The organism is Streptomyces sp. NPDC029041 (genome assembly GCF_040637515.1).
Lineage (GTDB): Bacteria > Actinomycetota > Actinomycetes > Streptomycetales > Streptomycetaceae > Streptomyces.
In genome coordinates this window covers 740,600-764,588 of record NZ_JBEZWO010000002.1, presented here as the reverse complement: position 1 = coordinate 764,588, position 23,989 = coordinate 740,600, and the positions used below count along the sequence as shown (strand labels likewise).

The following is a 23,989-nucleotide window of genomic DNA, read 5'->3' as shown; positions in this document are numbered from 1 at the left end:
TCCATCGGTCGGCGCGGGCGTTCGGCCCGGGAACGGCCGATGGGCCGACTTGGTTACGGTCGCTACGGCATCCGGGGGAACGCGGAAGGGGCGGACCGCCCCGGGCCCGCCCCTTCGACTACCGTGCTCTGATCGCTACTTGACCGCGCCCGCCATCACGCCGGACACGAACTGCCGCTGGAACGCGAAGAAGACGGCCAGCGGGATGACCATCGAGATGAACGCGCCGGGTGCCAGCACGTCGATGTTGTTGCCGAACTGCCGGACCTGCGTCTGCAGCGCGACCGTGATCGGCTGGCTCCCGGAGTCCGAGAAGATCAGCGCGACGAGCAGGTCGTTCCACACCCACAGGAACTGGAAGATGCCCAGGGCCGCGATCGCCGGGGCGCCGAGCGGCATCACGACACGGAAGAACAGGCGCAGTTCACCCGCGCCGTCCAGGCGCGCCGCCTCCAGCAGTTCCTTCGGGATCTCCGCGAAGAAGTTCCGCAGCAGGAACACGGCAAAGGGCAGGCCGAAGCCGACGTGGAAGAGCACCACGCCGAGCACCGAGCCGAAGATGCCGATGCTGCCGAAGAGTTCGGCGATCGGGATCAGCGCCACCTGCACGGGTACGACCAGCAGGCCGACCACGCCCAGGAACCACCAGTCCCGGCCGGGGAACTCCATCCAGGCGAAGGCGTAGCCGGCCAGTGAGCCGATGATCACGACCAGCAGCGTGGCCGGCACGGTGATCCAGACCGTGTTCACCAGGGAGCTGGTGATGTCCTCGTTCTCCAGCAGCTTCGCGTAACTGTCGAAGGTGATCTGCGAGGGCTCGGTGAACACCTTCCACCAGCCGCTCGCCGCGATGTCCTCCGGCGTACGGAGACTGGACAGCAGCAGCCCGATGGTCGGCACCAGCCAGAACAGCCCGACGACGATGAGGAACACCCGCAGCACCCCGCCGCTGACCGCCTCGGCCAGCCGCGACCCCAGCGACTGCTTGGCCTTCATCGCCGCACCTCCCGCCTGAGCCTGCGTACGTTGAACCACATCACCGGCACCACGAGCAGCAGCAGGAACACCGAGATGGCGCTGGCGATGCCCGGCTGGTCCTCGGAGAAGCCCTTGCGGTACAGCTCCAGCGCGAGGACGTTCGCGTCGTCCTGGGAGGAGCCCGGAGCGATGATGAAGACCAGGTCGAAGATCTTCAGCACGTTGATCATGAGGGTGACGGCGACGACCGCCAGGACCGGCGCCAGCAGCGGCACCGTGACGCGTCTGAACACCTGCCACTCGCTCGCGCCGTCGACCCGGGCCGCCTCCAGCAGTTCCCGGGGCACGCTCGCCAGCCCGGCCGCGATGAGCACCATCGCGAAGCCCGCCCACATCCAGATGTACGAGCCGATGATGGCCGGGGTGACCAGGGACGGGCCGAGCCAGTCCAGGCCGTTGTACGGTTCCTTGAAGTTGCTCGCCGGAAGCCTCAGCTGGGCCCCGTCGGCCGAGGCGGGCAGCGTGAAGGTGCCGTCGCCCGCGGCCGTCGCCGTCGCGACGACCCTGCCGTCCTTCACGGCCTCGACCCGCATGCCGGCGTAGCCCAGTTCGGATGCATCGACCCTGTTGAGTGCGCCGACGCCCTTGCCGCGGGTGAAGTCCTGCCAGGTCGTGCCCGTGATCTTGTCCGGCTCGGGCTTCGGCGCCGCCGCGGTCTTCGCGCCGTCGGGCATCAGATCGGGTGCCACGCCCACCAGGGGCAGCGAGACCGCCTCGCCCGTGCGGACGGGCGACGTGGTGATGAACGCGCCCCCGCCGGCCGGCTTCAGCGGCGAGTCGCGGCCCGGATGGGCCTTCGGGAACGCCGAGGCCTGGGCGAACGTGTCGTGCACGCCCACCCACACCGCGTTCGCGACGCCCTTGTCCGGGTCCTGGTCGTACACCAGGCGGAAGATGATGCCCGCCGCCAGCATCGAGATCGCCATCGGCATGAAGACGACCAGCTTGAACGCCGTACCCCAGCGCACCCGTTCGGTCAGCACCGCGAAGATCAGGCCGAGCGCGGTCGCGATCGTCGGCGCGAACACCACCCAGATGATGTTGTTCTTCAGCGCGGTGCGGATGCCCTCGTCGGTGAAGAGGGCCTTGTAGTTGTCCATTCCGGCGAATCCGTCACCGGACTGGTCGTAGAAGCTGCGTACGACCGAGTACCCGATCGGGTACACCACGAGCGCGCCGAGCAGGACGAGCGCGGGCAGCAGGAACAGCGCCGCGACGGTCCTGCGGGTGCCGGTCACACTCTTGCGCGACTTGGGAGCGGCAGGGGGCTCGGTGCCCCCTGCCGCCGGAACCGGCGTCATGACGTCAGTTCCCGTAGGCCGCTGCCGCTTCGGCCTCCAGCTTCGCCTGCGTCCCCGCGATGTCCTTCGGGTTCTTCAGGAAGTCCTGGAGGATCTTCCACTCGCCCTTGCCGGGCGTACCGCCGAAGGCCTGCGGGGCCTGGTCGGACATGTCGAAGCGGAAGTCGTCACCGGCGTCGATGAGCGCCTTGGCGATCTTCTGCTGCACCGCGTTCGGGTACGCGGAGTTCGGCACGTTCTTGTTCGGCGAGAGGTACCCGCCCAGCTTGGCCTGGATCTGCGCCGCGTCGGGCGAGGCGAGCCAGGTCGCCAGGGCCTGCGAGCCCTTCGAGTCCTGAAGGATCACGGCCGCGTCACCGCCCGAGACGACCGGGCCCTGGTCACCCACGGCCGGGAACGGGAACACCTTCGCGTCCGTGCCGATCTTCATGCTCGACGGGATGTTGACCTGCGCGAAGTCACCCGCCGCGACCATGGCCGCCTTGGGCTGGTCCCCGCCGGTGAACACCTGCGTGACGGAGGCCGGGAAGTCGGTCTGCAACGCCCCGTTCGCCCCGCCCGCGATCCAGTCGGGCTTGCCCCAGACCTGCGCGAGCGTGGTCAGCGCGTCCTTCACGGACGGGTCCGTCCACTTGATCTCGTGCTTGGCCAGCTGGTCGTACTTCTCCGGGCCGGCCTGGGAGAGGTAGACGTTCTCGAACCAGTCGGTCAGCGTCCAGCCCTCGGCCCCGCCGACGGAGAACGGGGTGACGCCGGAGTCGAAGACCGTCTGCGCGGTGTTGAGCAGGTCCGGCCAGGTCTCGGGCTCACTGGCCCCCGCGTTCTCGAAGACCTGGTTGTTGTACCAGATCAGGGACTTGTTGGCGGCCTTGTAGTAGACGCCGTACGGCTTGCCGTTCACCTCGCCGATGTCCTGCCAGCCCTGCGAGTAGTTCTCGCCGAGCTCCTTGACGGTGTCGGAGCCCAGCTCCTTCGCCCAGCCCTTGTCGACGGCCTGCTTGATGGCGCCGGGCTGCGGCAGCATCACGATGTCCGGCGGCTGCCCGCCGGCCACCTTCGAACCGATGAAGTTGATGATGGGGTCCTGCGCGGGCACGAACGTGACCTTGGCGCCCGTGCGCTTCTCGAACTCCTGCAGGACCTTCTTGAAGTTGGCCTGTTCCGTGCCGGTCCACACGGCGGCGATCTCCAGGCTCGTTCCGTCGAGCTTGGGAAGGGTGACGTTGCTGTTCGTTTCCGTGGTGTCGCCCGTGCTTCCACCGCTGTCGTTGTCGCTGCTTCCGCAGGCGCTCAGCGAGAGCGCGAGGGCTCCCGCCGCGACGGCGGCCGCGGCCTTGACGGCTCTGCGGCTCTGGGGGGTCGCCGTGTCCCGCTTGGGCGACCAGCGTGTCCGGATGGTGCTGCTCGTCATGCGCATGACTGCCCCGCTTCTTCGTTCCTCGTCGAACGTCGAGCGCGCTCCCGTGCGATCTGGTCTACGCCCGGGTGTGCGGGGGCGGCAAGATGGCATCGGCTGTCAAGCGGGGGATCGTGACTCCCTCGTGACCAGGGACGCGGCCCCATGACACGGGTGGGGCCGATGACCCTCCCCGCCTACAGGAGCGACGGCACCTTCGCAGCCGCGACCTCCCGGGCCGCCCTTTCCAGCGCGCTGGCCAACAGTGCCAGGTCGGTCGGGCCGTTTCCGAGTTCCCGCACCGGACGCCGGGCCGGAGGGTCACCCATGCGGTGCCATTCGAGAGGTACGACCGTGGGACGCAGCGTCGCCGTCCGCGGGATCCGGCCGGTCACCCGGCCGCCCTGGAACGGGGTGACCCGCCCGTCCGCACCGGTCAGCCTTCCCCGCCCGGGCGCGGGTTCCTCCGGGCCCGGGACGGGGGCGTCGAGCACGACGCGCAGGGTGGCCCGGCGCGCCGGTTCCGTCTCCGCCGTACGAGCGCACGGACCGGTGGCCGCCACCAGATGGACGCCGAGCCGCTCGCCGTCCCGCGCCACCGCCTCCAGCGCGCGCATCACCGACCCGGCCGCCGGCCGCCCGGTCGAGCCGAGCGCCGGGGCGACCAGCGCGTCCAGGTCGTCGACGACCACGACGAGCCGGGGCAGCGGGGGCGCGGCCGCCTCCGTCTGCCGCCGGGCCGCGCCGGGCCGCAGCCGCATGGTGGAACTGGACGGCGAGTCGAGGTCACCCGCCCCTCCCGCTCCCGCCGCGTCGGCCTGGGCGCCGCCCCGGGCCGTCGCCGTGCGCTGCGCGACCATACGGCCCGACAGCTCGCGGCCCGTGTGCCACTCGGCGAAGTCGGACCGCCCGAGCAGCTCGGCGCGCCGCTTCAGCTCGGCACTCAGCGACTGCGCGAACTCCCGCATGCGGACCGGGTCGTGCGCCATGAGCAGTGTGGTGACATGCGGTACGTCCGTACACACCTGCAGTCCCTCGCCGTTGCCGCCGCCCGCGCCCGGGCCGCCCCGGCCGTCGACCAGCACGATGCCGAGGCGGTCCGGCCGCTCGGCGGCGGCCAGCGACGCGACGATCGACCGCAGCAGCTCCGTGCGGCCGCTGCCCGCAGGGCCCTCGATCAGCAGATGCGGCCCCTGGGCGGCGAGGTCCGCGCCGACCGGACCGCGCGGCCCCGCGCCCAGCACCGCGCGCACCCGCCCGCCCAGCGCCTCGGCGTCGTCGGCCGCGTCCGCCCAGCGCGCCATCAGCGACGCGGGGGTGGCGCGGGCCAGGCCCAGCTCGTCCAGCAGCCGGGCCGCCTGCGGCAGCGGCGCCGAGACCCGCGGCTGGCGCTCGCTCGCCGGGCCGTCCGTCCGCAGGGGCGCCAGCGCCCGCGCGAACCGCTCGGCCCAGGCCGCCGAGACGGCGTCGACGGTGGCGACCGTGCCGTGCCCGACGGGTCCCGCCGACGAGCCGTCGCCGCCGGTGCGGGCCACGCGCACCAGCCGCAGGGCCGTCGCCACGTCCCCGCTGAGCAGCGCGACCGCGCCGCACTGCCGGAAGGTCGGCGCGACCGAGCAGGCCGCCTCGTACGTCTCGGTCACCGGCGAGGCCGGGGAGGCGGCGGCCGTCTCGGCCAGGCAGACGACGTGGATTCCGGCCCGGGGGCCCTCCAGCGCCAGCCGCGCGAGAGCGCCGCGCAGGTCGGCACCGCCGGGATCGCCGTCGACGACCACGACCGTGTACGGGCCGGGGAAGCCGGCTGCCGTTTCGCTGCCCGCGCCCTCCTGGGCCCAGGAGGGGCGGCGGGGCGATGGGACGGTCTGCTGCCCCTCGGGCTGTGAGCCGCCGCCCGGCGGTGGAGCATCGGCTCCGTGGCTGCCGGCCTGACCCGTGTCCGCCAGATGGTCCTCCAGACGGCGGGTCAGCTCGTCGGTACGCGCGGCGGCCTGCTCCCGGTCGTGCGCCAGGAGCAGCCGGCAGTCCTGCCCGTGCCCCGGACGCACGTGCGGCAGCCAGCCCAGCCAGGACCAGTCGGCGGTGCGCTCCTCGAGGGAACGGGAGCGGTCCGCGGCGATCAGGACGATCTCCAGGGTGTCGGGGGAGTGCAGGGCGGTGAGCTGGGCCAGGACGGCACGCGTCAGCCCGGCCAGCCGCGCCCGCGGCCCGGCCAGTCCCAGTGCGCCGACCTCGCGCAGACCGGCGGTCACGGGGACGGCGGGCAGCAGGCCCGAGCCGTCCGGTGCCGCCCGGTCGGCCGTACCGAGGCGCACGGCGAGCGCCTCCGGGTGGCCGGGGCCGCGCTCCCACAGCCGGGGCCCCGGGCCGAGGGCCGTGAGCAGCAGCGTGGCCGGGTCCGGCCAGGTCTCCGGGCCGGACGGCACGACGAGGGGGTGGTGCTGCGCGGCCACCGTCGCCGCCGGCTCGTCCTCGTACGTCTCGCGTGGTTCCGCCGCCTGCTCGCCGCGGCCCCCGGTGAGCCGCCGGGCCCACGCCCCGAGCCCGCCGCGCCGGCGGGGCGCCGGGGGCACGTCGGTGCCGCGCAGGGGAGTGCCCTTGCGCCCACGACCGGCACGCTCATCGGCGAGGGCCGGGTCGTCGGTGCCGGGGTCCGGGTTCCAGGGGTGGTGACCGCTTCCGTCCGCGGCGCCGACGTCGGCGCCGGGACCGGTGCCGTACGCCGGTCCGGCGCGGTCCGGTGCCGCGCCGCCGAACGCCCAGGCACCGGAACGACCCGCATGCGTGTCCCCGGCACCGCCGGTCGCCGGGCCCGCATCGCGCTGCCGCGCGGCGCCGGGAGGAGCGAGGGGCGACGCATCCTGAGCGGCATCCTGGTGCCGAGCGGTCCGGAGCGTGTCCTCCGGCGCACCGGGGCGCGGCCCGTGGGTCTCCGGGAAGGTCTGGGCGGATCTGGCGGCCCCCGGGCCTGTCCCACTCCCGGCCGTGTGCCGCCGCGCCTCACCCCCCGTGCCCCCCGGCGGCACCTCACTCCAACCGTCCCCGGCATGGGCGGCGCCACCGGCGCTGGGGGGTGGCATCTCGTTCCGGTGTCCTGCGGAGCGGGCTTCGCCGCCGGTGCCCGGGGCCGGGGCCTCGCTCCGGCGTCCCGGCCGGGCTTCGCCGCGGGGGGCCGGAGGCGGGACTTCGTTGCGGTGGCTCCCGGCGTGGGCGGCGCCCGTCGCGCCGCGGGGTGGCATCTCGTTCCCGTGTCCCGCGGAGCGGGCTTCACCGCCCGTACCGGAGGACGGCACGTCGCTCCGGTGTCCCGGTCGGGCCTCGTTGCCGGAACCCTGGTGCGGCACCTCGCTCCGGTGGCCCCCCGAGCGGGCCTCGCCCGCGCCGTCCACAGCGCGGGACGCCTGGCCGTGACTCCGCTCCCGCGGCGCTTCCGAGCTGGTGCCGCTGCCCGCGGTTCCCGGCGCTTCCGGCCCCCGGCCCACGCCGCCTATCCGCAGCGCTTCCGGCCACGAGCCCACGCTTCCGCTCCCGGCCCGCACCGCTTCCGACCCGGAGCCCGCTCCCTCGCCCTCGATCCACGGCGCCCCGCCCTGTCCCGGCACCACAGCCGGATCCGCCGAGCCGCGCGCGGAAGCGGCCGGGGCGCCCCAGGCCGCCGAGCCGTGCGCGTGGTGCGTGGAGCCCGTGGATCCGGCCGTCCTCGGAGCGGCCCCGCCGGAGGCGGGTGCCTCCACGGGCCCGGACACGCGCACGTGCCCCTCCCCGTCCGGGGTCGTCTCCACCCGGCCCCCCGGCCCCCCGGGGGGAGCCAGCCGCAGGGCCGACTCGCCGATCCGCAGCAGCGCACCCGGTACGAAGGGGACCGCCCGGCCGCCCACCCGCGCGCCGCTCACCGTCGTGCCGTTCGTGGAGTCCAGGTCGGCGACCGCGACGCGGCCGTCCGCGCTCACCGTCACCGCGCAGTGCAGCCGGGAGACGTCCGGGTCGTCGAGCGGCACGTCGGCGTCCGCGGAGCGGCCGACGCGGATCTCGCCGCCGTGGAGGAGATGGACACCACCGGCGTCCGGACCGGCCACGACCTGCAGCTGCGCCGGGGCGTCCGCCAGCTCCGGGTGCGGCTCCGGCTCGCCCGGCGCGCCGACGGACAGCACGGCACCGTCGGTCAGCGGCGGCTCGCCGAGCGTGCAGCGCTGGGCGTCCAGCCGCTGCTCCCCGGCGTACAGCACGGGCGTGCCCGAGCCGTCACCGCCGGAGACCGCCTGGGCGAGCGCCGACGCCACCGCGGCGAGCGCCGTACCGGCGGGTGCCGTGACCAGCACGTCGGTGCGCGGGGCGCGATCCCGCGCCGGCGCCGACGGGCCCAGCGGATCTACGACGGTCAGCCGGATCTGCATCGCCGTCAGCGGTCCCTTCTGCCCGGGCGCGGAGTCCCCCACCCCGCCCCGGCACGTCGGCCAGTAACTGGCAGCATCCTCGCACCTGCCACTGACAGTGCGCCCCTCGCTCCGGAAAAGGTGATCTTGAATGGTCGGCTCTGCCCGCAAAAGTGCCTGAGAGATGACCCACAGGCGACCGCTTGGGATCACTCACGTTCCTTGCCGGCAACCACGAGACCGAGGTGAGCGTCTTTCCTTCGAACGAGTGTGAGGGCCGCTACGTAAGACCCACAGAAAGACGACACTCCGGTCCCCGGCCCCCCGGCACTACAGTGGGTCGGACAGGCCAGCAGGCAAGGCAAGCACCAGGGAGCGCATGACGTGCGGCCGGTAGGCAGCAAGTACCTGCTCGAGGAGCCGCTCGGACGCGGCGCCACGGGCACCGTCTGGCGAGCCCGCCAGCGCGAGACCGCGGGCGCCGAGGCGGCCGTGCCGGGGCAGCCCGGCGAGACAGTCGCGATCAAGGTCCTCAAGGAGGAGCTGGCCGGCGACCCGGACATCGTCATGCGGTTCCTGCGCGAGCGGTCCGTCCTGCTCAGGCTGACCCACCCGAACATCGTCCGGGTCCGTGACCTGGTGGTCGAGGGCGAGCTGCTGGCGCTGGTCATGGACCTCGTCGAGGGCCCCGACCTGCACCGCTACCTGCGCGAGAACGGGCCGTTCACCCCCGTCGCCGCGGCCCTGCTCACCGCCCAGATCGCCGACGCGCTCGCCGCCAGCCACGCCGACGGCGTCGTCCACCGCGACCTCAAGCCGGCCAACGTCCTGCTCCAGCAGTACGACGGGCAGATGCACCCGCTGCTGACCGACTTCGGCATCGCCCGGCTCGCCGACTCCCCGGGACTGACCCGCACCCAGGAGTTCGTCGGCACGCCCGCGTACGTCGCCCCCGAGTCCGCCGAGGGCCGCCCGCAGACCTCCGCCGTCGACATCTACGGCGCCGGCATCCTGCTGTACGAGCTGGTCACCGGCCGCCCGCCGTTCGGCGGCGGCTCCGCCCTGGAGGTGCTGCACCAGCACCTGAGCGCCGAGCCGCGCCGCCCCTCCACGGTCCCCGACCCGCTGTGGACGGTCATCGAGCGCTGCCTGCGCAAGAACCCCGACGAGCGGCCCAGTGCCGAGAACCTCGCCCGCGGCCTGCGCGTCGTCGCCGAGGGCATCGGGGTGCACGCGAACTCCGCGCAGATCGCCGCCGCCGAGGGCGTCGGCATGCTCCTCGTGCCCGACCCGGCCCCCGCGCCGGTACCGGACGCGTCCGGCTCGGCCGACCCCACGCAGGTCCTCCCGCAGGGCGCCGGCGCCTACGACCCGAACGCCGCGACCAGCGTCCTGCCGCACACCGGCGGCCCGGCCGGCGCCGCCGACCCCACCGCCGTCATGCCCCACCGGGGCGCGGCCGACCCGACCGCCGTCATGCCGCCCGTGCCGCCGGGGTCACCCGGCCACCCGGGTCAGCACAACCAGCAGGGCGGCCCGGAGGACCCGCACCCCTGGCAGAACCAGCTGCGTGCGGCCCGCGACCGCAACGAGCAGACGCAGGTCCAGTACCTCGACCCGAACGAGGACCCGCTGCGCCGCCGCCCGCAGCGCCAGGTGGCCAGGCCGCAGCAGCAGCAGCCCCCGCGCCGTCAGGCGCCCCCTTCGGGTTACGCCAACCCGCAGCCCCAGCAGTACGCCCCGCAGCCGCAGCCGCAACGGCCCCAGCCGCCGCAGCGCTACGCCCCGCCCGCGCCCCCGGCCCAGCCCCAGCAGCCGCAACGGCCCCAGCGCGAGCCCCGGCAGCCGCGGCAGCGCAGCGCCAACCCGATGCGGATCCCGGGCCTCGGCTGCCTGAAGGGCTGCCTCTTCACGATCGTCATCCTGTTCGTCGTGGGCTGGCTGGTCTGGGAACTGAGCCCGCTGCAGGAGTGGATCGGCACGGGCAAGGGCTACTGGGACCAGCTCACCGACTGGTTCAACGCCGTGACCGGCTGGTTCGAGAAGCTCGGGAGCGGTTCCGGCACGAAGTGACCTGAACCGCCCTGCGGCGTTGGTGATTTGTCGACACCCGGCGGGTGATTTCCGCCTCCCGGGTGAAGGTTGGCCTTCCGTGCGCGTAGTTTTAGCGACAACACGCGTCGGTAGGAGCAGCCTTGGCACGGAAGATCGGCAGCCGGTACACCGCCCATCAGATCCTCGGGCGGGGCAGCGCCGGCACGGTGTGGCTGGGCGAGGGCCCCGAGGGTCCCGTCGCCATCAAGCTGCTGCGCGAGGACCTCGCGTCCGACCAGGAACTCGTCGGACGCTTCGTCCAGGAGCGCACGGCCCTGCTCGGACTGGACCACCCGCACGTGGTGTCGGTGCGGGACCTGGTCGTCGACGGCAACGACCTGGCGCTCGTCATGGACCTCGTGCGCGGCACGGACCTGCGCACCCGCCTGGACCGGGACCGGCGCATGGCCCCCGAGGCGGCCGTGGCCATCGCGGCCGACATCGCCGACGGGCTGGCGGCCGCGCACGCCGCGGGTGTCGTGCACCGGGACGTCAAGCCGGAGAACGTCCTCCTGGACATGCAGGGCCCACTGGGCCCCGGCGGCTCCCACCGCGCGCTGCTGACCGACTTCGGTGTGGCCAAGCTCATCGACACCCCGCGCCGCACCAAGGCCACGAAGATCATCGGGACCCCGGACTACCTCGCCCCGGAGATCGTCGAGGGCCTGCCCCCGCGCGCGTCCGTCGACATCTACGCGCTCGCCACGGTCCTCTACGAGCTGCTGGCGGGCTTCACGCCCTTCGGTGGCGGGCACCCGGGCGCGGTCCTGCGCCGGCACGTCACGGAGACGGTCGTCCCCCTGCCCGGCATCCCGGACGAACTGTGGCAGCTGCTGGTGCAGTGCCTGGCCAAGGCCCCGGCCTCGCGGCTGCGGGCCTCGGAGCTCGGGGTCCGGCTGCGGGAGCTGCTGCCGATGCTGGCGGGCATGCCCCCGCTGGAGGTCGACGAGCCGGACACCGAGTCCGCCGAGGAGTCCGACCGCGAGGAGCAGCCCGCCGGGCCGGCGCCGGCCGGGGAGCGGGTCAGGCGGCGGGGCGCGGTCCCCCTGGTGCCGGGCGCGAAGCCCGCCGACTCCAACCGGGACACCCACACCTCGATGCGCGTCCCCGCCCCCGACGAGCTGGCCGGCGGCGCCCACGGCACGGCCCGGGCCCCGCGCACCGCGGGCGCCCCCCGCCCCGGCTCGGCCCGCAACCGGGCCGCGGCCCGGCGCCGCCGGGTGGCCCTGGGAGCGGGTGCGGTCGCCCTCGCGGCCGCGATCGGCGTCGGAGCCTGGCTGACCACGTCGGACGACGACGGGAGCGCACCTCCCCAGGACAGCCAGAACTCGGCCCCGCAGACCCCCTGAGCCGGCGCAGGGTGATGTGCCGCAGGAGCCGCCGCGGCACACGGATACTCCGCCCAGGACAGCCCCGGGCAGCCCCGGACGGCCCCGGCGCCGCGGACCGCAGCGCGTCGGCCGGCTCGGTGGCCGGGCCCCTCGGCTCTTTCCCGTGGCGCGCAGCCGGTTCGCCGTCGGGCAGGCAGCCTGCCGCAGGCCGTCGTAGGACGCCGGGGGCCTCCCGCCCCAGTACGGATGACCCGCCGGGGCGCCCCGGCGGGTGCCGTCCGGGCCGCCCGCCTCGGCCGCCCGGGCATGGCCGCCGGGCGGAGCCGTTACGCTGGAGGGCGTGGCAGTCGTCGACGTATCCGAAGAGCTCAAGTCCCTCTCCTCGACCATGGAGTCGATCGAGGCCGTTCTGGACCTCGACAAGATGAGGGCAGACATCGCCGTGCTCGAGGAGCAGGCGGCCGCGCCGTCCCTCTGGGACAACCCCGATGAGGCGCAGAAGATCACCAGCAAGCTGTCCCACCTCCAGGCCGAGGTGCGCAAGGCCGAGGCTCTGCGCGGTCGCATCGACGACCTGGGCGTCCTCTTCGAGATGGCCGAGGAGGAGGACGACCCGGACACCCGCGCCGAGGCCGAGTCCGAGCTCACCGCCGTGAAGAAGGCGCTGGACGAGATGGAGGTCCGCACTCTCCTCTCCGGCGAGTACGACTCCCGTGAGGCCCTGGTGAACATCCGCGCCGAGGCCGGTGGCGTCGACGCCGCCGACTTCGCCGAGAAGCTCCAGCGCATGTACCTGCGCTGGGCGGAGCAGCGCGGCTACAAGACCGAGATCTACGAGACCTCGTACGCGGAAGAGGCCGGCATCAAGTCGACCACCTTCGCCGTCCAGGCGCCCTACGCGTACGGCACGCTCTCCGTCGAGCAGGGCACGCACCGGCTCGTGCGCATCTCGCCCTTCGACAACCAGGGCCGGCGGCAGACGTCCTTCGCGGGCGTCGAGATCCTGCCCGTGGTCGAGCAGACCGACCACATCGAGATCGACGAGTCCGAACTGCGCGTGGACGTGTACCGCTCGTCCGGCCCCGGCGGCCAGGGCGTCAACACCACCGACTCCGCGGTGCGCCTCACCCACATCCCCACCGGCATCGTCGTCTCCTGCCAGAACGAGCGCTCGCAGATCCAGAACAAGGCGACGGCCATGAACGTGCTCCAGGCGAAGCTGCTGGAGCGGCAGCGCCAGGAGGAGCGGGCCAAGATGGACGCCCTCAAGGACGGCGGCAGCTCCTGGGGCAACCAGATGCGTTCTTACGTCCTGCACCCGTACCAGATGGTCAAGGACCTGCGCACCGAGTTCGAGGTCGGCAACCCCGAGGCTGTGTTCAACGGTGAGATCGACGGCTTCATCGAGGCCGGAATTCGCTGGCGCAAGCAGCAGGAGAAGTAAGTTTGTCGACAAGGCAACTGCCGCCCCCAGGGCGGCAGTTGCCTTTTCCGTACTCCATGTCCGGGTTTTACATCACACTCACGCCCTCAGACTCCCGGCATAGCCCCCGTAGTTGGACATGGCGGCCGCAAACGGCCTTGACGTGTTCTTGAAAAATGGGAAGGGTAAAGCGCGGCATGCGTGTCTCTGGGGCGCATGTGAACCGGGGCGCCTTTCACCGCAGTTGTCCCCGTCGAGCACAGCCCCGAGCGCTGCCTAATGACGATGAGCTACTGGGGGTAGCAACCACATGACGAAGAAGACGCGGATCCGTGTCGCGCGGATAGCGGCCGGCGCCGTGATCGCCGCCGGTGCCTCGCTGACCGCCGCCGGCGCGGCATCCGCTCTCGATCTGGGCGTGAACGTCGGCCTCGGCGACACCAGCGTCGGTGTCGGCGTGAGCACGGGCGACGACGAGCCGACCGACCCGCCGACCGAGCTCCCGACGGACCCGCCCACGGACCTCCCGACGGACCCGCCCACGGACCTCCCGACGGACCCGCCGTCGACCGAGGAGCCGACCGCCGAGCCGACCGAGCCGACGGACGAGCCCACCGAGCCGACCGAGGACCCGACGGACGCCCCGAGCGATCCGGGCAACGGGAACGGCACCGGCGGCGGCAACGGTGGCGGCAACGGCAACGGCAACGCCAACGGTGGCGGCAACGGCGGCGGCAACAACGCCGACCCCGACGGCGGCACCTCGCCGCAGCAGGAGGGCTCCTCCTCCCTCACCGACATCGGCTCGGACTCCACCCCGGCCTCGCAGGCCCAGGCCCAGGGCAACGGCCAGGAGCTCGCCGAGACGGGTGCCGCGCAGACCACCTTCCTGGTGATCGGCGCCGCCACGATGATCGCCGGCGGTGTCGGCTTCCGTCTGCTGCCCCGCCTCGTCGGCGGCCGCGGCGGCGCTGCCGCCTGACGGTAGTCCCGTCCGTACGGACCGTGCGCCCAGCGCAACACCGAGGGCCCGGAGCGAACGCTCCGGGCCCTCGGCCGTGTCCTCGGGGCTTACGCCGTCACGCGGTCTGGTGCGCCAGCAGGGCCACCGCGGCGATCAGCACCATCAGCAGGGCGATCAGAGCCATCGGATTCAGGCCCGCCAGGAAGTTCTCCTGTTGCAGCCGCTCGCGGTTCGCGCGGCACACGGGGCAGCGGCCCTCGTTCACGGGGGACGCGCAGTTCGCGCACACCAGCCGGTCGTACGTCATGCGCTTGCCCTCCTTGCGCCGGTTCCACGTGTTCAACGTCCGTGGGGGTGGGAATGTTCCCCCTCCACTTTGCCAGGTTCCGTCGGCCCCCGCGCGGCTGCGCGTTTTCTGTGGTGGTACGCACAGTCCGCCCACGCCCCCCGGCGCTGGGAACAAAACGGCACATCCATGGCGCAAGCACGGTCGGTGACTGCGGCGCCCCACCCGGTTCGCGTATGGTCACGCTCATCTACCCCCGGCGACCCGTGGTGCATCCGTGATCCGATTCGACAACGTCTCCAAGGTCTATCCCAAGCAGACCCGCCCCGCCCTCAGGGATGTATCCCTGGAGGTCGAGAAAGGCGAGTTCGTCTTCCTCGTGGGGTCCTCCGGCTCCGGAAAGTCCACCTTCCTGCGGCTGATCCTCCGCGAGGAGCGGTGCAGCCACGGGCAGGTGCACGTTCTGGGCAAGGACCTCGCCCGCCTCTCCAACTGGAAGGTCCCGCAGATGCGGCGCCAGCTGGGGACGGTGTTCCAGGACTTCCGCCTGCTGCCGAACAAGACGGTCGGCGAGAACGTCGCCTTCGCGCAGGAGGTCATCGGCAAGTCGCGCGGCGAGATCCGCAAGTCCGTGCCGCAGGTGCTCGACCTCGTCGGGCTCGGCGGCAAGGAGGACCGGATGCCCGGCGAGCTGTCCGGTGGTGAGCAGCAGCGCGTCGCCATCGCGCGGGCCTTCGTCAACCGCCCCAAGCTGCTCATCGCCGACGAGCCCACCGGCAACCTCGACCCGCAGACGTCCGTCGGCATCATGAAGCTGCTCGACCGCATCAACCGGACGGGCACGACCGTGGTGATGGCCACCCACGACCAGAACATCGTGGACCAGATGCGCAAGCGCGTCATCGAACTGGAGAAGGGCCGCCTCGTCCGCGACCAGGCCCGCGGTGTCTACGGCTACCAGCACTGATACCGCACCCGAGATCCACGGAAAGGCATAACCAGTCGCCATGCGCGCCCAGTTCGTCCTGTCGGAGATCGGTGTCGGTCTCCGCCGCAACCTGACGATGACCTTCGCCGTCGTCGTCTCCGTCGCCCTCTCGCTCGCCCTGTTCGGCGGGTCGCTCCTGATGAGCGACCAGGTCAGCACCATGAAGGGCTTCTGGTACGACAAGGTCAACGTCTCGATCTTCCTCTGCAACAAGAGCGACGCCGAGTCCGACCCCAACTGCGCCAAGGGCGCGGTGACCGAGGACCAGAAGAAGCAGATCAAGGCCGACCTCGACAAGATGGACGTCGTCCAGGCCGTCACGTACGAGTCGCAGGACCAGGCGTACAAGCATTACAAGGAGCAGTTCGGCGACTCCCCGCTGGCCGCCTCCCTCACGCCGGACCAGATGCAGGAGTCCTACCGCATCAAGCTGAAGGACCCGGAGAAGTACCAGGTGGTCGCCACCGCCTTCAACGGCCGGGACGGCGTGCAGTCCGTGCAGGACCAGAAGGAGATTCTGGACAACCTCTTCAAGTTGCTGGAGGGCATGAACTGGGCCGCGCGCGCGGTGATGGCGCTGATGCTGGTCGTCGCGCTGATGCTGATCGTCAACACCGTGCGCGTCTCGGCGTTCAGCCGCCGGCGTGAGACCGGCATCATGCGGCTGGTCGGCGCCTCCGGCTTCTACATCCAGGCACCGTTCATCATGGAGGCCGCGGTCGCCGGACTCATCGGCGGCACCCTCGCGTGCGGCTTCCTGGTGCTCGCCCGGTACTTCCTCATCGACCACGGACTCGCCCTGGCCGACCAGCTGACACTGATCAACTTCATCGGCTGGGGCGCGGTGTTGAAGTACCTGCCGCTCATCCTCGCGACGAGTCTCCTGATGCCCGCGTTGGCCGCGTTCTTCGCGCTGCGCAAGTACTTGAAGGTGTGACGCATGCCGCGAGGGGCCGTACGGTCAACCGACCGTACGCCCCTTCCGCTTGTCCTAGACTCACCGGCATGTCAGGTCGTGACCCGTTCTGTCAGCCCCGTCGCATCCGTCGTGGGGCCGCCCTGACGTTGGTGTTCACGAGCGTGCTCGTCGCCGGTGCGGCCACCGGGGCGCTGCCCCAGAGCCAGGGGAAGTCCGCTCCGGACGAGGTCCGTTCGGCGGGTTCGGCCGCACGCCACGCGGACGTCGCCCGGGCCGCCGAGGAGGCCATGGCCGACGGCACGTCCCCGGTCCAGGCCGCGAAGCGCGCCGTCAGCCGCAGCGGGGACCGCTGGGGCGCCGTCTACTCCCGCGGCGAGTACGAGGAGTTCGAGGAGTCCCTCGACGGCCAGTACACCGGCGTCGGCCTGTGGGCCCGCAGTGACCGGGACGGCCGTATCGAGGTCACGAAGGTGCGCGCCGGGTCGCCCGCCGCCACGGCCGGGATCCGCCGCGGCGACCTGCTGCGCAGCGTCGACGGGGAGAAGACCGACGGCCGGCCCGTCACCGAGGTCGTCTCCTTACTGCGCGGTGACGCCACCGACGCCCCCGCGGGCACCACCGTCCGTCTCGGCCTGGAGCGCGACGGCCGCGCGTGGACCGAGACCGTACGCCGGGCCCAGCTGTCCACGGACTCGGTCACCGTCCGGGAGCTCGCGGGCCGCGTCACCGTCATCAAGGTCGACACCTTCACCAAGGGCTCCGGCCACCAGGTCCGCGAAGCCGTCCGCCGGACCCCGCCCCGCGCCGGGATCGTCCTCGACCTGCGCGGCAACTCCGGCGGCCTGGTCACCGAGGCAGTGACCGCCGCGTCCGCCTTCCTCGACGGCGGCCTCGTCGCCACCTACGACGTCGACGGCGAGCAGCGCGCCCTGCACGCCGAGTCCGGCGGGGACACCACCAGACCGCTGGTCGCGCTCGTCGACGGCGGGACGATGAGCGCGGCGGAGCTCCTCACCGGCGCCGTGCAGGACCGCGGACGGGCGCTCGTCGTGGGCTCCCGCACCTTCGGCAAGGGCTCGGTCCAGATGCCGAGCCGGCTGCCCGACGGCTCCGTCGCGGAGCTGACCGTCGGGCACTACCGCACCCCCTCCGGCCGCGGGGTCGACGGCCGGGGCATCACGCCCGACCTCGTGACCGGCGAGGACGCCCTCCAGCGGGCCGGGACCGTGCTGCGCGGCCTCGCGAGCTCCTCGTAATCGACTTTCCGCAGGGCCCCTCCGTAGTGCGAAAATGGTCGGCACTATGGCTAAGGAAAAAGGGCGCAAGCTGATCGCGCAGAACAAGAAGGCGCGGCACGACTACCTCGTCATCGACACCTACGAGGCCGGCCTGGTCCTCACCGGGACCGAGGTGAAGTCCCTGCGCCAGGGACGGGCGTCGCTGGTCGACGGCTTCGTGCAGCTGACCGACGGTGAGGCGTGGCTGCACAACGTGCACGTGCCGGAGTACAGCCAGGGCACCTGGACCAACCACAGCGCCCGGCGCAAGCGCAAGCTGCTGCTGCACCGCTCCGAGATCGACAAGCTGGAGTCGAAGTCGGGGGACACGGGGCACACCATCGTGCCGCTCGCGCTGTACTTCAAGGACGGCCGGGCCAAGGTCGAGATCGCGCTGGCGAAGGGCAAGAAGGAGTACGACAAGCGCCAGGCGCTCCGGGAGAAGCAGGACCGCCGGGAGACCGACCGCGCGATCGCGGCCGTGAAGCGGAGGCAGCGCGGGGCGTAGGGAATACGCTGGCACCGACCTGCGTTGGTCACGTACGATGGTGCCTGCACCCCAGGGCGGGTGCGCGCCCCTCTCCGGAGGGATTGTCAACACAACATGGGGATGATCGGTTTCGACAGCGGCTGTCGAAGCAGGGGAAGCGTGTCGAGGAAGCGGCAATGATCTCGTAAACCATATGTCGCAAAAAATAATCGCCAACACCAAGCGCGATTCCCAGTCCTTCGCCCTCGCTGCCTAATAAGCAGTGACTGAAGGACCCTAAATGGGTGTCAGCCCGGGAGTGTTCCCGGCCCGGATCCTGGCATAATCTAGGGAACTAAACCATCGAGCCCGGTCACGGGGTTCGATGGGAAATCAAACAGTGACTGGGCCCGTCGGCGACTTGTTCGCGTGATCGCCGGGGCCGAGAAAATCACAGCGAACTGCACACGGAGAAGCCCTGATTCTGCACCGTTGGACGCGGGTTCGATTCCCGCCATCTCCACTCATCCCATGTGGGCGAAGGCCCCGCCGCTTCCGAGCGGCGGGGCCTTCGTCATGCGATCGTGCAGAGAGCCGGGAGGCCTCATGGGCTACAGCGCGTGGATCCACAAGTTCGCCGAGGACGCCGACGTCCCCGTCCCACTCGACCTGGAGCTGGTCCGAGCCGTCCTGGAACCCCACGACGTCGGGGACCCCCGGCTCCGGTTCGACCCCGACGGCGACCTCCAGTTCTGGATCCGTGCCGACGACGGCAGCGAAGCCGAGATCTTCGCCGGTCAAACCGGCGTCCTGGTGGAGCGCCCGCACCCTGGCGCGGTCTTCGGCATCGTCGCGGAACTGGTGTCCCGGCTGGGAGCGGTCGCCATCGATCCGCGCGAGGGCAGGATCGTGTGCCGGCGGGAGGAGTGCGCGCACCTGCCCGTGGGCATGCGGGAAGACGCCGTGGTCATCGAGATGACCGGGGAGCCTCTGGAGGCCGCGCTGCTGGGCCGGTACCCGGCGTGATGCCGGCGATCAGCCGAGTTCCAGCGTGAGGAGGCCCGTACCGGGCGGGGCCTGTACCTCGTGGTCGCCCGCGGCCAGGCTCCAGGCGGCTGCCGGGGCGGTGCACGTCGCCCGCAGGGTGTTCCCCGTGCGGGCGACCGTGAAGGTCACGTCCCCGACCGGCACCGTCACCTCGTCGCCGGGCCGCAGGCCGTACGCCCGCAGGGTCACTCCGTCGGCGTGGTCGTAGTCGGGGCGGTCGTCCCGCGCCCCGAGCGGGATCACCGCGCCGGGCCGGACCAGCAGCGGCGCGCTCAGGAAGCCGTGCCGCTCGCGCACCCAGCGCGGGCCGGTCACCGGCTCGCCGGTCAGCAGATGCGTCCAGGTGCCCTCGGGGACGTAGTACGTGACGTCGCCCTCGTCGCTGAACACCGGGGCGACCAGCAGGTCCGGGCCGAGCATGTACTGCCGTTCCAGGTGGGCGCACCCCGGGTCGTCCGGGAACTCCAGCACCATGGCCCGCATCATGGGCAGGCCCTCGGTGTGGGCCGTGCGGGCCGTCTCGTACAGGTAGGGCATGAGGCGGAGCTTCAGCCGGGTGAAGTGGCGGGCCACGTCGACCGACTCCTCGTCGAACTGCCAGGGGACCCGGTAGGACCGGCTGCCGTGCAGACGGCTGTGCGAGGAGAGCAGGCCGAAGGCCAGCCAGCGCTTGAAGAGGGCAGGGGTGGGAGTGCCCTCGAAGCCGCCGATGTCATGGCTCCAGAAGCCGAAGCCCGACAGGCCGAGCGAGAGCCCGCCGCGCAGTGACTCCGCCATCGATTCGTACGTCGCCTCGTTGTCGCCGCCCCAGTGCACGGGGAACTGCTGACAGCCCGCCGTCGCCGAGCGGGCGAAGACCACGGCCTCCTGCTCACCGCGGTGCTTGCGCAGCACCTCGAAGACCGTGCGGTTGTACAGGTACGTGTAGTAGTTGTGCATCCGCTCCGGGTCCGAGCCGTCCGACCAGACCACGTCGAGGGGCACCCGCTCCCCGAAGTCGGTCTTGAAGCAGTCGACGCCCTGCGCGAGCAGCGCCTCCAGTTTGGCGGCGTACCAGTCGCGGGCGGCCGGTGACGTGAAGTCGACCAGGGCCATGCCGGGCTGCCACATGTCCCACTGCCAGACACCGCCGTCCGGCCGCCTGAGCAGGTGGCCGAGCGCCTTGCCCTCGGCGAACAGCGGGGAGCGCTGGGCGATGTAGGGGTTGATCCAGACGGAGACGCGCAGGCCACGGGCCTTCAGCCGGGCCAGCATGCCCTCGGGGTCGGGGAAGACCCGCGGGTCCCACCGGAAGTCGCACCAGTGGAACTCCCGCATCCAGAAGCAGTCGAAGTGGAAGACGGACAGCGGGAGTTCGCGCTCCCGCATGCCCTCGATGAAGGACGTCACCGTCTCCTCGTCGTACGAGGTGGTGAAGGACGTCGACAGCCATAGACCGAACGACCAGGCGGGCGGCAGGGCCGGGCGGCCGGTCAGGGCCGTGTACCGGCGCAGGATGTCCTTCGGGGTGGGGCCGTGGACGACGTAGTACGTCAGTTCCTGGGTCTGCGCGCTGAACTGCACCCGGGAGACCACCTCCGAGGCGACCTCGAAGGACACCTGGCCCGGGTGGTCGACGAAGACGCCGTAGCCGGCGTCCGTGAGGTAGAACGGCACGTTCTTGTAGGCCTGTTCGCTGCACGTGCCGCCGTCCGCCTGCCAGATGTCGACGACCTGCCCGTTCTTCACCAGCGGGCCGAAGCGCTCACCGAGGCCGTAGACCGACGTGCCGACCGTCAGGACCAGTTGTTCGCGCAGGTGGTGCGCGCCGGAGGCGTCCCGCATGATGCCCGCGTTCTTGTGGCCGCTGCGGGTGAGGGTGCGGCCGTGGGCGAGGAACTCGACGTCCCAGGGGCCGCCGCGGGCCAGCCGGACCGACAGGTCGCCGGAGGTCAGGGTCGCGTGCTCGTCGTCGTAGGAGACCTCCGCGGTGGTGTCCGACGTCGTGAGCTCGAACTCGGGGCCGCGAGGTTCCCCACCGGTGAAGTGGGTCAAGGTCATCCCGATGACGTCGGGCATGGGGGAGTGCACCCGGACGGTGAACACCGGGCCGGTCATCAGGTCGCCGCGGGAGCGGATGGGCCGGGTCGGCGCGTGGATCTCCAGTGCGCCGTCCGATGCGGTGACGTCGAGGACCTGGGCCGGGTACGACGCGGTCACGCCCTCGCGCAGGAGCCAGTAGCCGTCGGTGAACTTCATATGAGGTCCCTCTTCTCCCGGCGCGCCCGATGTCGAAGCGCTTCGACGGTCGAACGTATGTGGGGCGGCTGAAAGCGTCAATGGTGCGTAAGCGTCTTGGTGAAGCGATTCGAAGAGGACTGCGCTGACAGAGCCAAGGACAGGGTCAGTGCCACGGCCGCCGCTGTCACCGGGACCACGTAACCCGCCGTCGGCGAGAGGTGCTCCACCGCCCAGCCGCCGGTCGCGCTGCCGCAGGCGATGCCGCCGAGCAGACCGGTCACCGCGAGGGTCATGCCCTCGTTCAGCCGGCCCTCGGGAGTGCGCTCCTGGACCAGCGTCATGGTGGTGACCATCGTCGGGGCCGTCGCCATTCCTGCGACGAGCAGGGCGGCCGCCAGCAGCAGCAGCGAACCGGTGAGGGCCGCGGCCAGCAGCGGCAGGGTCAGCAGCGCGGCCATCGCGGCCACACACCACGGCAGCCGGGCCGCGGCCGGGCCGGTGGGCTTCACGGCGCCGTACCGCAGGCCCGCCGCGCAGGAGCCCGCGGCCTGCAGCGCGAGCACCGCACCGGCGACCGCCTGCCGCCCCTGTGCGTCGGCGTACGCCAAGGTGACGACCTCCGTGGCGCCGAAGACCCCGCCCATCGCCAGGCAGACCGCGAGCAGCGGTGGGATCCCGGGGGCGCGCAGAGGCGCCCTGCCGGGTATGGGAGCGCGGACCGGGGGCTCCGTCGCGCGCCGGCTCGTGAACAGGGCCATGCCGGTCAGCAGCAGCACCGCGCCGGCCAAGGTGCCGGCCTCCGGGAAGAGCGTCCCGCACAGGAAGGCCGCGAGCACCGGCCCCAGCATGAAGCACAGCTCGTCCGCCGCCTGCTCGAAGGAGTTGGCGGTGTGCAGCGCCTCGGGGTCGCCGGCCAGCAGATGCGCCCAGCGGGCCCGGGACATGCCGCCGGTGTTGGGGGTCGTGGCGGTGGCGGCGTAGGAGGCGAACAGGGTCCAGTCGGGGGCGTCGTACCGCACGCACAGCAGCAGGGAGAGGGAGCCGAGCACGGCGATCACCGTGGCGGGCAGGGCCACCCGGGCCTGGCCGTACCGGTCGACGAGCCGGGCGATCCACGGCGCGACCAGTGCGGTCGCCGCGAGTCCGGTCGCGGTGACGGCACCGGCGAGGGCGTACGAGCCACGGCTTCCGGCGATCATCACGACCGCGCTGACGCTGAACATGCCCATCGGCAGGCGGGCGATGAGGTTACCCGCGGTGAACGCGCGGGTGCCCGGCAGGCGGAACAGGCGGCGGTACGGGGAGAGTCGGGGCATGCGGCCACCGTCGCCCGTGGACGATCAGGAGGTCCAACACCTGTTCGGTGCACACTCACGCATCCGTGTTGTGAATCCCGACGCGAGGCCGAAAAGCCCATGGCGCGAAGCGTTCGCTCTCTGTTTTTCATACAGGGATATGGAGATTACTGATGCTCCTCATAGCGCATGAAAAAGATGCTCATTCGGGAAATTCCTTCACTCGTTTGCCGCGCATCCGCCGTAGTGGGCCGACGGTTAGTCGGTACATGACCGAGGCGACCAGGAAAGACGGGTGGGCGGTAACGCTCGGCCCGTACACCTACATTCCCGCTCCCGCGCACTCGTCGGCGACAGTCAACGGGACGCTCACCAAAGGCGGTTGCCCGGTCACGCTGCAGGTGACCGAGGCGGTGCTGCGCGACTTCATCGACGCCATGAGCACGCTGGAAAAGGATCTTGCCCGGCGGTGGATCAGTGCCACGGATTGGCCCGCTTTCGCTCTCGCGGAATAAGCGGGGCGCGCCGTGTACGACAAAGTTGAGGGCACCGGCCGGCACCGGGCTCCGGCCCGGGATTTCATCACACCCCTGACACCCCCGGACCCCACCTGGGACCCCGCGGAGGAACTCGCGTTCATCCTCGAGGAAGCACTCGGGGAGCAGGCGAGGGTTCCCGCCCCCCGTGACGAGGACCTGCCCCCCGTCGCGGAGCCGCCCCCGGCCCCCGCACCGGTGACCCACATGCGGCGCCTCCAGGACATCACCGAGGAACTGCCGCCCGTGCGGGACATCCCGAGACGGCACCGCAAGGTGCGGGCCCGCAAGGCCGCGGGCGTGCTCCGCACCACGAGCCTCCTCGTCGCGGCCCTGGCCGCCGTCATCGCGTCCGCGGTGAGCCTCCTGAGCGGTGTCGTCGCCTACGACCCGCTGCGCCTGGTCGCCGTGTCCCCCGCGGCCCGCGGGCTGCGCACCTGGTGGCCCCTGCTGGTGTACGGGCCGTGGCTGGTGGGCTCCCTGTCCGTCCTGCGGGCCGCGCTGCACCAGCGCCGTGCCGTGCACTCCTGGTGCGTGGTCCTGGTCTTCTCCTGCATCGCCGTGCTGCTGTGCGTCGTCCAGGCACCCCGGACCATCCTCGGCATCGCGGCGGCGGCCCTGCCCGGCCTCGCGGCCCTGGCGTGCTTCCAGCAGGTCGTCCGCCAGATCACCCTGACCAGGCCGCCGATGCGGTCGATGCCGCGCCACAGGCTGCGCCAGGTCCCGCCCGCGGCAGGTGCGGAGGGCCGGACGGGTCCGGAAGCCCCAGGGGCAGCCGACCCCGGCAGGGGCCAGGGCGGCACCCCCCGAGGGAACACCGGCACCTGAGACGGGCCGGGTGCCCGGGGGTCCTGTGCGGGGCCGGTGCTCGTGGTCTCGGCGCCGGGCGCCCGGCGTGCCGGTGACGGCCGGCTGCGCCACCAACGACTTTGCGTGCATCCGGTGTTACGGGCGCCGTGACGCCCCTGCGTGCGGCGTGTGTCGCGGCCTCGGCGCCCCGCGTGCCGGTGATGTCGCCGGTGCCGGTGTCCCTTT

The 23,989-nt window shown here is 72.1% G+C and carries 18 protein-coding genes and 1 other RNA gene; 12 read left to right on the top strand and 7 right to left on the bottom strand.

Annotated features, from left to right (window positions below; genetic code table 11):
• Window positions 1-135: 135 nt before the first annotated feature.
• The 4 genes from AB0F04_RS07035 to AB0F04_RS07020 all read right to left on the bottom strand — a co-directional run bounded on the left by AB0F04_RS07035 (window position 136) and on the right by AB0F04_RS07020 (window position 8,126).
• The gene (locus tag AB0F04_RS07035) at window positions 136-996 is read right to left on the bottom strand and encodes a carbohydrate ABC transporter permease (RefSeq protein WP_362038565.1); all 861 of its coding nucleotides are present in this window, start codon (window positions 994-996) and stop codon (window positions 136-138) included.
• A complete protein-coding gene (locus AB0F04_RS07030) occupies window positions 993-2,276 on the bottom strand; it encodes a sugar ABC transporter permease (RefSeq protein ID WP_362038705.1) in 1,284 nt (427 codons plus the stop codon). The genes AB0F04_RS07035 and AB0F04_RS07030 overlap by 4 nt, the downstream gene beginning before the upstream one ends.
• A gap of 67 nt (window positions 2,277-2,343) precedes the next feature.
• Entirely contained in the window at window positions 2,344-3,756 is a 1,413-nt protein-coding gene (locus AB0F04_RS07025) for an ABC transporter substrate-binding protein (RefSeq protein ID WP_362038563.1), read from the bottom strand.
• 176 nt (window positions 3,757-3,932) lie between these two features.
• A complete protein-coding gene (locus AB0F04_RS07020) occupies window positions 3,933-8,126 on the bottom strand; it encodes an FtsK/SpoIIIE domain-containing protein (RefSeq protein WP_362038561.1) in 4,194 nt (1,397 codons plus the stop codon).
• 363 nt (window positions 8,127-8,489) lie between these two features.
• Here AB0F04_RS07020 and AB0F04_RS07015 point away from each other — a divergent pair, with 363 nt between their 5' ends.
• The 4 genes from AB0F04_RS07015 (at window position 8,490) to AB0F04_RS07000 (ending at window position 13,935) form a co-directional block, all read left to right on the top strand.
• Window positions 8,490-10,178 (top strand): serine/threonine-protein kinase, encoded by a 1,689-nt coding sequence (locus tag AB0F04_RS07015; RefSeq protein ID WP_362038559.1) that lies wholly within the window; start codon window positions 8,490-8,492, stop codon window positions 10,176-10,178.
• A 122-nt stretch (window positions 10,179-10,300) separates the two neighbouring features.
• Window positions 10,301-11,548: a serine/threonine-protein kinase gene (locus tag AB0F04_RS07010; protein ID WP_362038557.1), complete on the top strand. Its 1,248-nt coding sequence runs from the start codon at window positions 10,301-10,303 to the stop codon at window positions 11,546-11,548.
• 322 nt (window positions 11,549-11,870) lie between these two features.
• Window positions 11,871-12,974 (top strand): peptide chain release factor 2, encoded by a 1,104-nt coding sequence (gene prfB / locus AB0F04_RS07005; protein ID WP_161366359.1) that lies wholly within the window; start codon window positions 11,871-11,873, stop codon window positions 12,972-12,974.
• A 289-nt stretch (window positions 12,975-13,263) separates the two neighbouring features.
• Window positions 13,264-13,935: a hypothetical protein gene (locus AB0F04_RS07000; protein WP_362038555.1), complete on the top strand. Its 672-nt coding sequence runs from the start codon at window positions 13,264-13,266 to the stop codon at window positions 13,933-13,935.
• 97 nt (window positions 13,936-14,032) lie between these two features.
• Here the strand turns inward: AB0F04_RS07000 and AB0F04_RS06995 are convergent, their stop codons facing one another.
• Complete coding sequence (locus AB0F04_RS06995) at window positions 14,033-14,224, bottom strand: hypothetical protein (RefSeq protein WP_352097909.1); 192 nt, start codon at window positions 14,222-14,224, stop codon at window positions 14,033-14,035.
• A 256-nt stretch (window positions 14,225-14,480) separates the two neighbouring features.
• Between AB0F04_RS06995 and ftsE the strand changes: the two genes are divergently transcribed.
• The 6 genes from ftsE to AB0F04_RS06965 all read left to right on the top strand — a co-directional run bounded on the left by ftsE (window position 14,481) and on the right by AB0F04_RS06965 (window position 18,882).
• The gene (gene ftsE, locus AB0F04_RS06990) at window positions 14,481-15,170 is read left to right on the top strand and encodes a cell division ATP-binding protein FtsE (protein WP_003990615.1); all 690 of its coding nucleotides are present in this window, start codon (window positions 14,481-14,483) and stop codon (window positions 15,168-15,170) included.
• A gap of 40 nt (window positions 15,171-15,210) precedes the next feature.
• Complete coding sequence (gene ftsX, locus AB0F04_RS06985; protein WP_362038552.1) at window positions 15,211-16,128, top strand: permease-like cell division protein FtsX; 918 nt, start codon at window positions 15,211-15,213, stop codon at window positions 16,126-16,128.
• A gap of 68 nt (window positions 16,129-16,196) precedes the next feature.
• Window positions 16,197-17,366 carry a S41 family peptidase gene (locus tag AB0F04_RS06980; protein WP_362038550.1) on the top strand — a complete coding sequence of 390 codons (1,170 nt, stop codon included), beginning with the start codon at window positions 16,197-16,199 and terminating at the stop codon, window positions 17,364-17,366.
• Window positions 17,367-17,412: 46 nt separating this feature from the next.
• Window positions 17,413-17,895, top strand: coding sequence for an SsrA-binding protein SmpB (gene smpB / locus AB0F04_RS06975; RefSeq protein ID WP_351644763.1), 483 nt, complete (start codon window positions 17,413-17,415; stop codon window positions 17,893-17,895).
• 98 nt (window positions 17,896-17,993) lie between these two features.
• Window positions 17,994-18,382: a transfer-messenger RNA gene (gene ssrA / locus AB0F04_RS06970) on the top strand.
• Between the two features lie 80 nt (window positions 18,383-18,462).
• Window positions 18,463-18,882 carry a hypothetical protein gene (locus AB0F04_RS06965; protein ID WP_362038548.1) on the top strand — a complete coding sequence of 140 codons (420 nt, stop codon included), beginning with the start codon at window positions 18,463-18,465 and terminating at the stop codon, window positions 18,880-18,882.
• 9 nt (window positions 18,883-18,891) lie between these two features.
• Here AB0F04_RS06965 and yicI read toward each other — a convergent pair whose 3' ends face one another.
• Complete coding sequence (yicI, locus tag AB0F04_RS06960) at window positions 18,892-21,141, bottom strand: alpha-xylosidase (RefSeq protein WP_362038547.1); 2,250 nt, start codon at window positions 21,139-21,141, stop codon at window positions 18,892-18,894.
• Window positions 21,142-21,218: 77 nt separating this feature from the next.
• Complete coding sequence (locus AB0F04_RS06955; RefSeq protein WP_362038545.1) at window positions 21,219-22,439, bottom strand: MFS transporter; 1,221 nt, start codon at window positions 22,437-22,439, stop codon at window positions 21,219-21,221.
• Between the two features lie 248 nt (window positions 22,440-22,687).
• Between AB0F04_RS06955 and AB0F04_RS06950 the strand changes: the two genes are divergently transcribed.
• Window positions 22,688-22,933 carry a hypothetical protein gene (locus AB0F04_RS06950; RefSeq protein WP_053669824.1) on the top strand — a complete coding sequence of 82 codons (246 nt, stop codon included), beginning with the start codon at window positions 22,688-22,690 and terminating at the stop codon, window positions 22,931-22,933.
• Between the two features lie 12 nt (window positions 22,934-22,945).
• Window positions 22,946-23,782, top strand: a complete 837-nt coding sequence (locus AB0F04_RS06945) for a hypothetical protein (protein ID WP_362038543.1) — start codon at window positions 22,946-22,948, stop codon at window positions 23,780-23,782.
• Window positions 23,783-23,989 lie beyond the last annotated feature (207 nt).

Bases quoted from the DNA above. Each gene is read 5' to 3' on its own strand.
- AB0F04_RS06965 (WP_362038548.1), top strand. From the start codon at position 18,463: ATGGGCTACAGCGCGTGGATCCACAAGTTCGCCGAGGACGCCGACGTC.
- AB0F04_RS06980 (WP_362038550.1), top strand. From the start codon at position 16,197: ATGTCAGGTCGTGACCCGTTCTGTCAGCCCCGTCGCATCCGTCGTGGG.
- ftsX (WP_362038552.1), top strand. From the start codon at position 15,211: ATGCGCGCCCAGTTCGTCCTGTCGGAGATCGGTGTCGGTCTCCGCCGC.
- AB0F04_RS07035 (WP_362038565.1), bottom strand. From the start codon at position 996: ATGAAGGCCAAGCAGTCGCTGGGGTCGCGGCTGGCCGAGGCGGTCAGC.
- smpB (WP_351644763.1), top strand. From the start codon at position 17,413: ATGGCTAAGGAAAAAGGGCGCAAGCTGATCGCGCAGAACAAGAAGGCG.
- AB0F04_RS07020 (WP_362038561.1), bottom strand. From the start codon at position 8,126: ATGCAGATCCGGCTGACCGTCGTAGATCCGCTGGGCCCGTCGGCGCCG.
- yicI (WP_362038547.1), bottom strand. From the start codon at position 21,141: ATGAAGTTCACCGACGGCTACTGGCTCCTGCGCGAGGGCGTGACCGCG.
- AB0F04_RS06955 (WP_362038545.1), bottom strand. From the start codon at position 22,439: ATGCCCCGACTCTCCCCGTACCGCCGCCTGTTCCGCCTGCCGGGCACC.
- AB0F04_RS07000 (WP_362038555.1), top strand. From the start codon at position 13,264: ATGACGAAGAAGACGCGGATCCGTGTCGCGCGGATAGCGGCCGGCGCC.
- AB0F04_RS06950 (WP_053669824.1), top strand. From the start codon at position 22,688: ATGACCGAGGCGACCAGGAAAGACGGGTGGGCGGTAACGCTCGGCCCG.
- AB0F04_RS07025 (WP_362038563.1), bottom strand. From the start codon at position 3,756: ATGCGCATGACGAGCAGCACCATCCGGACACGCTGGTCGCCCAAGCGG.
- AB0F04_RS06995 (WP_352097909.1), bottom strand. From the start codon at position 14,224: ATGACGTACGACCGGCTGGTGTGCGCGAACTGCGCGTCCCCCGTGAAC.